This is a genomic window from Tumebacillus sp. BK434 (genome assembly GCF_004340785.1).
Classification (GTDB): Bacteria; Bacillota; Bacilli; order Tumebacillales; family Tumebacillaceae; genus Tumebacillus_A.
The window spans coordinates 855,610-863,814 of record NZ_SLXS01000002.1 but is presented as its reverse complement, the minus strand read 5'-3'; the positions used below and the strand labels follow the sequence as shown (position 1 = coordinate 863,814).

General features: G+C 58.8%; 7 protein-coding genes. 4 read left to right on the top strand and 3 right to left on the bottom strand.

What is annotated here, in order from left to right; all coding sequences use genetic code 11:
• Positions 1 to 100 precede the first annotated feature (100 nt).
• Positions 101 to 856 (bottom strand): EcsC family protein, encoded by a 756-nt coding sequence (locus EV586_RS08170; RefSeq protein ID WP_132944569.1) that lies wholly within the window; start codon positions 854 to 856, stop codon positions 101 to 103.
• A 149-nt stretch (positions 857 to 1,005) separates the two neighbouring features.
• On the opposite strand from EV586_RS08170, the gene EV586_RS08165 reads away from it, so the two are divergent.
• Both EV586_RS08165 and EV586_RS08160 read left to right on the top strand, forming a co-directional pair.
• Positions 1,006 to 2,067, top strand: coding sequence for a type III polyketide synthase (locus tag EV586_RS08165; RefSeq protein WP_132944568.1), 1,062 nt, complete (start codon positions 1,006 to 1,008; stop codon positions 2,065 to 2,067).
• A 165-nt stretch (positions 2,068 to 2,232) separates the two neighbouring features.
• On the top strand, positions 2,233 to 2,796 hold the full coding sequence (locus EV586_RS08160; protein WP_132944567.1) for an isoprenylcysteine carboxyl methyltransferase family protein: 564 nt from the start codon (positions 2,233 to 2,235) through the stop codon (positions 2,794 to 2,796).
• Positions 2,797 to 2,864: 68 nt separating this feature from the next.
• On the opposite strand, the gene EV586_RS08155 is transcribed toward EV586_RS08160, so the two are convergent.
• Positions 2,865 to 3,125, bottom strand: a complete 261-nt coding sequence (locus tag EV586_RS08155; protein ID WP_132944566.1) for a DUF1292 domain-containing protein — start codon at positions 3,123 to 3,125, stop codon at positions 2,865 to 2,867.
• A gap of 69 nt (positions 3,126 to 3,194) precedes the next feature.
• Here EV586_RS08155 and EV586_RS08150 point away from each other — a divergent pair, with 69 nt between their 5' ends.
• The gene (locus tag EV586_RS08150; protein ID WP_132944565.1) at positions 3,195 to 4,079 is read left to right on the top strand and encodes a 4Fe-4S binding protein; all 885 of its coding nucleotides are present in this window, start codon (positions 3,195 to 3,197) and stop codon (positions 4,077 to 4,079) included.
• Positions 4,080 to 4,094: 15 nt separating this feature from the next.
• Here the strand turns inward: EV586_RS08150 and EV586_RS08145 are convergent, their stop codons facing one another.
• Complete coding sequence (locus EV586_RS08145; RefSeq protein WP_165898429.1) at positions 4,095 to 4,748, bottom strand: TerC family protein; 654 nt, start codon at positions 4,746 to 4,748, stop codon at positions 4,095 to 4,097.
• 272 nt (positions 4,749 to 5,020) lie between these two features.
• Between EV586_RS08145 and EV586_RS08140 the strand changes: the two genes are divergently transcribed.
• The gene (locus EV586_RS08140) at positions 5,021 to 8,131 is read left to right on the top strand and encodes an efflux RND transporter permease subunit (protein WP_132944563.1); all 3,111 of its coding nucleotides are present in this window, start codon (positions 5,021 to 5,023) and stop codon (positions 8,129 to 8,131) included.
• Positions 8,132 to 8,205 lie beyond the last annotated feature (74 nt).

Sequence of the window (8,205 nt, the reverse complement as noted above, 5' to 3'; positions counted from 1 at the left end):
TTTTTTAGCCATAAAAAATCCCCTCCGGTCAACAAGGATAAGTCCATCTTATCGATGTCCTTTTTCTCTTGTCTACCATGAGGGGATAATACCACTATCCCTAGTCGGCTTTTTTCGCGTGCTGCGCTTCGATCTTCCGCAGCCGGTAACAGTTCATCGCCACGACGCCGAGCTCCTCGAGCAGCCCGTAGTTCGCCCACGCGCCCACGGCCGCACCGATGACCGGCACGAGCTGCAGCATCTTGCGGAAGTCGATCGCATCACGGTATTCGCGCTGAAACTGCTCCCAGTCCACATTTTTCAGATACTTCTGCTCCGGCGGAAACCCGGCGGCGACCTGCTCCCAGTTCTTGATCTTGGCCAGCAGTGCGCCGCGCTGGTCAGGGGCGGAAAAGGCGAGCTGGAAAACGTGGAGCAGGAACAGGCGCTCGCGGAAATCTTTCGTGTCATAGCCGTAGACATGCGCCAGTTCGAAGAGGAATTTCATCTTGATCGCGATCAGTGCCGGGAAGTCGGCGAGGCCGAGCATGATGCCGCCTGCGCCCGTTCCCGCTCCTTCGACGGCAGCGATCTTCTGGTAGGTGTTCATCAGCGCTTTTGCTTTCACGTCGCGTTCTTCCAGCGGCAGCCCGGTATGCAGGGGCTGGTTCTTGGGCACGAAGTCAAGGCCAACCAGCACCGATGTTACGATCCCGCGCACCGCGCTCGTGATCGCCGTGTGCACTTTTTCCGGAATCACGTTGTTGATCTTCATCTGCACGCGCTTGGACATGTTTTGGATCAAGCCACTTGGCTTGAGCAGGCTGTGCTCCCAGATGTGTAATTCTCGTTGCAATCTATGTTCATACGTTCCCATGATCTGCGGTCACCTCGTATAGGAATACGGCAGTCAGCAAGATTGGTTGCAGCTGCAGTGGCACATAATGGAAAGGAAAACTGGAAATGCTATCCTGTACCAACCGTAGACGGCTGCAAGTATGGCTCGTGACCCGAGGAGGATGCCCTTTGCCTGTAATCCGTTCTGTCGGCACCGCCGTGCCGGAGCACATCATCACGCAGGAACAGACGCGGGACTTTGCCCGCAACCTGTTTGCCGAGAGCTTTCGCGACATCGACCGGCTGCTGGCCGTGTTCGAGTCGGCCCAAGTCGAGCAGCGCCATTTTTGCACGCCGCTGGAGTGGTTTGCGACGGCGCCCTCTTGGGAGGAGAAGAACCGCCTGTATCTCCAACATGCCGTCCGCCTGAGCTGTGATGCGGCGGCGGCGTGTTTGGAAAAAGCGGGTTTGGCGCCGCACGATGTCGATGCGGTGGTGTTCGTGTCCTCGACGGGCGTGGCGACACCGAGTATCGACGCCTATCTGTTTCACGAGCTGGGGCTGCGCAGCGATATCAAGCGCCTGCCGGTCTGGGGACTGGGCTGCGCAGGCGGTGCTTCAGGGTTGGCCCGCGGCTTCGATCTGGCGAAAGCACACCCGGAGAGCCACGTGCTGGTGATCGCTGCAGAGCTGTGCGGGCTTACCTTTTTAAACGGCGACCGGTCGAAAAGCAACCTGATCGCCACATCGCTGTTTGCAGACGGTGCGGCCGCAGTGCTGATCTCCGGCGATGAGGCAGCCGCACGGTCGGAAGCACAAGGGCCGGAGGTGCTGGCCACGCGTTCGACGATCTGGCCGGATACGCTCGATGTGATGGGCTGGGATGTGCGAACGGACGGTCTGAAAGTGATCTTCTCAAAAGACATCCCGACGATCGTAGAAACGAAGATTCGCCCGGTCACCGCAGCCTTCCTGGAAAACGAGGGTCTCGCGCTCCAAGACGTCCGGCACTATATCGCTCACCCTGGCGGCATGAAAGTGCTGAAAGCGTACGACGAAGCGCTCGATTTGCCCCCTGACGCGCTCCGCCACGCCCGCGACGTCCTGCGTACGCACGGCAACATGTCGTCCTGCACCGTGCTGTTCGTCCTCGCACGCGAACTGCAAGACCCTCACCATGCCGGCGAGCACGGCCTGCTCTTCGCTCTCGGACCGGGCTTCTCGTCGGAGCAGGTGCTGTTGCGCTGGTAGCGCGGACTGTGTCAGGCGCTGCGGGCTACGTTTTGTCTGTATGGGCAGGATCGGGAATTGCGTCTGACGCTTTGCGCTACATGCTGATCTGTATGGACAGCTTCAGTGCGGAACTGGATCGCTATGTGAGGAGAGCCGCTATGCATGTGAGGAGGTGTCTGCCTGATGGTGACTTGGTTTTCTATCGTGTTTGCTTTTGTGATCATGCAGCGCCTGTTCGAGCTCCTCATCGCCAAACGCAATGGGCGGCACATGGTGAAGCTCGGCGGCTTTGAAGTGGGCGGTGCGCATTACAAGTACATCGTGCTCCTGCACGCCGCTTTTTTTGCTGCGCTGTTCCTCGAGGTGTTCGTACGGGGCCATGAGTCGATGACTCCTTACGGTGCGCCGTTCGCCTTGTTTTGTGTAGCGCAGGGCTTGCGCGTGTGGGTGCTCTTGTCGCTCGGGAAGTTTTGGAACACGCGGATCTATGTGCTGCCTGGCAGCGCACCGGTCACCGGCGGGCCGTACCGCTTTATGCGCCATCCGAATTATGTGGTGGTGGCGCTGGAGCTGTTCACGTTGCCGCTGGCGTTTGGCGCCTGGCTGACGGCGCTCTTGTTCACCGCCTTGAACGCGCTGGTGCTGCGCGTGCGCATCCGCGCCGAAGAGCAGGCGCTGATCGAAGTCACCGCCTATGCCGAAGCGATGGGCGGCCGTGAGCGCTTCCTGCCGACATTGAAAAAATGAGCATGCAACATGACGACAGCAAAAGCCGTTCGGCACGCGGCCCGAACGGCTTTTTCTTTGGGTGATGCTTACTGGAATTCGGTTTCCCCTTCGGCCGGCGCCGCGTCCACCGCGATCTGGTACGCGTCGAGCAGGGACTGCGCTTCCTCCGGGTCATCGATGCCGACCAATTCCTGCGCGTCCCCTTCGCCCACGACCTGCATGAGGATCGTGTCCTCTTCGTTGGTCAGGAGCACGTAGTTCCGGTCGTCCATCTCAAACATCCCTTCGATGCCAAACTCCAGCTGTGCGCCTTGATCATCTTCCACGATGATGCGGTCTCTGATCATTTGATCACCCCCATGCATTAGCGTTTCCAATTTGGCGCACGTTAGCCAGAGAGGAAGGAGCGTGCTTTCATGCGCAAATGGCTGCAAGTGATCATCCTGCTGCTCTTTTTTATCGTTCCGTATTTCGATCTCTTCCGCATCGACATTCCAGGCGGCCATTACTATTGGTTCACCCGCCGGCTGCCTTTTTCGCAGGCGATGCCGCTACTTTTGACGGTGCTCTGGCTGGTCTTTCTCGTGCTCGGGCTGTCGTTTTTCAAGCCGCGCCTGTTCTGCTCACACCTGTGCCCGCACAACACGATGTCCAAGTTCCTGCGCGCCTTGCAGCGCTACAAGCTCGACCTGCCGCTGGCGATTCTGCTCACGCCGTTGGTCGCCTTTACCCTGATCGCCTACTTCGTCGATCCGCGCCAGGTCTGGTCGGCGATCACACAGGGCACGTCGGGGATGATCCTGATCTTTTTCCTCTTCTTGTGCCTGTTCATCGGTGCGCTCTTGCTGCGCTTGCGGCACAAGTTCTGCAGCAACGTCTGCCCGTACGGTCATCTCCAACACCTGATCCGCCCCGAGCGCACGACGACGCTCGGCAAAATCGTCACCGCCGCCCTGCTGCTGCTGCTCGGCAGCGCGACCGTGCTGTCCGTCTTTTTCACTTCGGGGCTGGAGATCAACCTCGGCACGATCGCCCGGGTCAACGCCGGGCACAAGATGATCTACACCTATGAGCTGCGCCTCGTCAACAACCGCAAGCAGCCGGAGACGGTCAGCGTCACCTTTCACAAGTTGCAGCCGATCCGCAGTCCCTTTGCTGAGCCGATCCTCGTTCAGCCAGGAGAGGCGATGCAGATTCCGTTCAGCTTCGAAGTGCAGCAGACCGAAGAGGTGGAGTTTGACGTTTGCCCGCAGGAGCAGGCGGACTGCAAGCAGTTCCATTTTTCTCTGTCCGGCACATAACAAGCGGACGTCCTCTCAGGAGGACGTCCGCTTTTTGGTCAGCCAGGCCATGCCGGTCGCCGCCATCGTCACGCCGTAAAACGCGCCGTTGGGGATGGCGAGCGGTGTGAGGTACAGCGCGACCGCCTTCTCCTCCAGAATCATCGCCGCCCCCGTCCAAGACAGCACCGCGATGCCGAGGAACAAGAGAATCGGGTACTTGTGCAGCAGGTGCGAGATCAGGCGGCTGCCCCACAAGATGCAGGGAATCGAGACGAGAATCCCCAGCGCGACCAGCCACCAGTTCCCGTCGGCGATCGCGACGACGGCGAGCACGTTGTCGATCGACACCATCAGGTCGGCGATGACGATCATCTGCACCGCTTTCCAGATGCCGCGCGAACTGCGCATATCCCCTGCTTCCAAGTGCTCCTCCCCGAGCATTTTATACGCGATGTACAAGAGGAACAGACCGCCAACCAGCTTGATGTACGGCAGGTTGATCAGATAGAGCGCCAGCGCCGACAGCACGAGGCGCAGCGCCACCGCGCCAAATGTCCCCCAATAGATCGCCCGCTGACGAATCCCGTTTGGCAGAGTGCGCGTCGCCAAACCGATCACCAAAGCGTTGTCCACCGACAGTATGGCGGAGATCAACAAGATTTCCAAAGCGAGCAGCAGCTCTTGCACGGCACAGACCTCCCCGATAATCCACAACTCTCAAGAAAAGCCTATGACAAAATCCCGCCTAACTTGTCTCCTTCTCCGCCAATCGTCGAAAAACCCCGATCGCAAACTCGCACTTATGAGCCCATCGACTTCTAACTGGGCGACTGACAAGATCGTTTAACTATACAAAACCTATACACAATCTTATTGCTTCATCATGAAGGCGATGATATGATGAAACCGTCTTATGTGAGAATGTACATATTAAATTGTTACGGAGAGGAAGAGTTGGAATGAACTTCTTGACGCGGGTCTCATTGAAAAACCCAGTCGCCATCTTCATTCTTGCGTTCCTGCTGATCTTTGGCGGGACGTATGCGTTTCAGACATTAAAAGTCGACCTGCTGCCGAACATTGAGTTTCCCCAGCTGTCGATTCAAGCGTTTTATCCGGGGGCGTCTCCGGATGACGTGAATGCCCAAGTGACGTCAAAACTGGAGGAACAGTTTAAGAAACTGGACTCCCTCGACAAGATGACCTCGCAGTCGTTCGAAAGCGCATCTCTGATCCAGCTGACGTTCCCGGTCGGCACGAACATGGATGATGTCGAGCAAAAGGTGCAGGACCTGCTGCGCGAAGCCCCCTTGCCCGCGAATGTGGAACCGAGCGTGCAGCGCTTCTCCTTCGGCACCTTCCCGATCCTCAGCGCGGTCGCCTTCGCCAAAGACGGCCAGGATGTGCAAGGTCTGCTCGTCGACGAAGTGAAGCCGGCCCTCGAAAAGATCCCCGGCGTCTCCTCCGTCGCCGTCGGCGGCACGTCCGAGGAGCTCGTCGAGATCGAAGTCAACCAGGCGGAGGCCGCCAAGCACGGCTTAAGCCTGCAGTCGATCCAAGAGCAGATCAAAGGCAAATTCGTCTCGATGCCGGCCGGATCGGTGACCGACGATTCCGTCCTGATCCCGATCCGCATCACCGAAGAGCTCGCCACTGTCAACGACCTGAAAAGTCTCCAACTGAACGTCCCAAGCACATCCGGCGCGAACCAAGGCACCACAGGTTCCCCCGCCCAAGGCGGCTCCGCATCTGATGCTCCGGGCAACGGCCCGGGCGCTGCACCGCAACCGCTCAAGCTGTCCGACATCGCGAAGATCCGCACAATCACGGCCCAGCCGGAGATCACCCGCTTCAATGACCAAGAGAGCATCGCGCTCACCGTCACCAAGAAGCAGGACGCCAACACCGTCGAAATCGCCGAACAAGCGCGCGAAGTCCTCAGCAGCTACAGCGACAAGGTCGCCTACGACATCATCTTCGACCAGTCTGAAGGCATCGAACAGTCGGTCAACTCCCTGATCAAAGAAGGCTTGCTCGGCGCCCTCTTCGCTTCCCTTGCCGTGCTGCTCTTCCTGCGCAACCTGCGTGCGACGATCATCGCCGTGCTGTCGATCCCGCTGTCGCTCGTCGTCTCGACGATCTTCCTCGCCCAGTCGAACATCACGCTGAACATCATGACCCTCGGCGGCATGGCGGTCGCCGTCGGACGCGTCGTCGACGACTCGATCGTCGTCATCGAAAACATCTTCCGCCGCATGAAAAATAACAAAGACAGCCTCGACAAAACGGAACTGACCATCTCCGCCACCAAAGAGATGCTCAAAGCGATCACCTCTTCTACCTTGACCACGGTGGTCGTCTTCCTGCCGCTCGGCTTTGTCGGCGGCGCCACCGGTGAATTTTTCCTGCCTTTTGCCCTGACCATCGTCTACGCGCTGCTCGCCTCGCTCGTCGTCTCGATCACCTTGACGCCGCTCCTGGCCCGCTTCTCGTTCTCGAAGGTCACCCATGAGGAAAAAGATGGCCGCCTGCAGCGCTTCTACGAGCGTGTGCTGCGCTTCTCCCTCCGTAAAAAGTGGGTCGTCTTTGCCATCTGCATCCCGCTCTTGCTCGGATCGCTTGGCCTGACCAGCCAGCTCGGCTTCGTCTTCCTGCCAAACGAAAAAGTCAAGATCGTCTCCGCCACCGTCACCCTCCCGGCTTCGACCGTGCTGGAGAAAACGAACGAAGCATCGCTGAAGATCGAAGAGATGCTGAAAACCCGCCCGGCCGTCCAAGACGTCTTCGTCGGCATCGGCTCCCGCGACTACATGACCGGCCTGAAAAAAGAAAACGCCGCGTCCTATATGATCATGCTCGACGAAACGGCCAACACCGCCGATGAAGTCAAACAGATCGAAGCCAGCATCAGCGACATCGCCAAAGCCATCTCCGACAAGACGGTCGTCTCCGTCCAAGAGATGTCCACCGGCGGTCCGCCGACCAACAACAACCTCGACATCGATCTCTACTCCACCGACCTCGACGCCTTGATGACCGCTTCGAAACAGGTGGAAGATCTGCTGAAACAACGCACCGATCTCAAATACATCAGCAACAACATGAAAGAAAAACAGCGCCAATGGGTCGTCAAGATCAAGCCGGACAAGGCGAGCGAGTACGGCGTGTCCGCCTATACTGTGCTCGGCATCACCGCCGACCGCACCCGTCCCGTCTCCGTCGGCACCTTGGAGCTGGATGGCGAAGAGCGCAGCGTGCAACTGACCTACGACAAGCCGCTCGCTTCGAAAAGCGAACTGGAAGACCTGACCGTCTTCGGCACCAAAGGCCCGGTGCAGCTAAAAACGATCGCCGACATCCAGGAAGTCGAAAGCGTCACCTCGATCCAAAAGCTGGACGGCAAAGTGTTCGCCCGCGTCTCCGGGATCGTCAACGCATCCAACGTCCAGCAGACCGCCTCGGAAGTCAAAACGGAAGTCGGCCAGCTCGACCTGCCAAACGGCGTCTCACTGGAAGCGGGCGGCGGCACCGATGATACGGTCAAAACGTTCCAAGAGCTCGGCATTGCGATGGGCATCGCCGTCGGCCTCGTCTACCTCGTCATGCTGTTTACGTTCGGCCAGGCGCGGATTCCGTTCATCATCCTGTCCTCGCTCCTGTTCGTGCCGACCGGCGCGTTCATCGGTCTGTACCTGCTGAACGAGCCGTTGTCCGTCTCCGCGATGATCGGGATCCTGATGCTGATCGGGATCGTCGTCACCAATGCGATCGTCCTCGTCGACCGTGTGGTGCAGAACCGCGACCGCGGCCTGACGATCCGCGACTCCTTGATCGAAGGCGGCAAGACCCGCCTGCGTCCGATCCTGATGACCGCCTTTGCCACGATCTGCGCCCTGCTGCCGCTGGCCTTCACCACCGCAGAAGGCAGCCTGATCTCCAAAGGCCTTGCCGTCGTCGTCATCGGCGGCCTCACGACCTCGACCTTGCTCACCCTGATCATCGTCCCGGTCCTGTACGAACTGTTCTTCCTGCGCACACACCGTAAAGAACAGAAACAGCTCCTGCACTAAACCCAAAAAGAGCCGTCTCCACCGGAGACGGCTCTTTGATTCGATCAACAACAAAAAACCAGCGTCCCGGATGG

Excerpts from the sequence above, each read along its gene's own strand:
- EV586_RS08170 (WP_132944569.1), bottom strand. The coding sequence starts at position 856 with ATGGGAACGTATGAACATAGATTGCAACGAGAATTACACATCTGGGAG.
- EV586_RS08160 (WP_132944567.1), top strand. The coding sequence starts at position 2,233 with ATGGTGACTTGGTTTTCTATCGTGTTTGCTTTTGTGATCATGCAGCGC.
- EV586_RS08155 (WP_132944566.1), bottom strand. The coding sequence starts at position 3,125 with ATGATCAGAGACCGCATCATCGTGGAAGATGATCAAGGCGCACAGCTG.
- EV586_RS08150 (WP_132944565.1), top strand. The coding sequence starts at position 3,195 with ATGCGCAAATGGCTGCAAGTGATCATCCTGCTGCTCTTTTTTATCGTT.
- EV586_RS08140 (WP_132944563.1), top strand. The coding sequence starts at position 5,021 with ATGAACTTCTTGACGCGGGTCTCATTGAAAAACCCAGTCGCCATCTTC.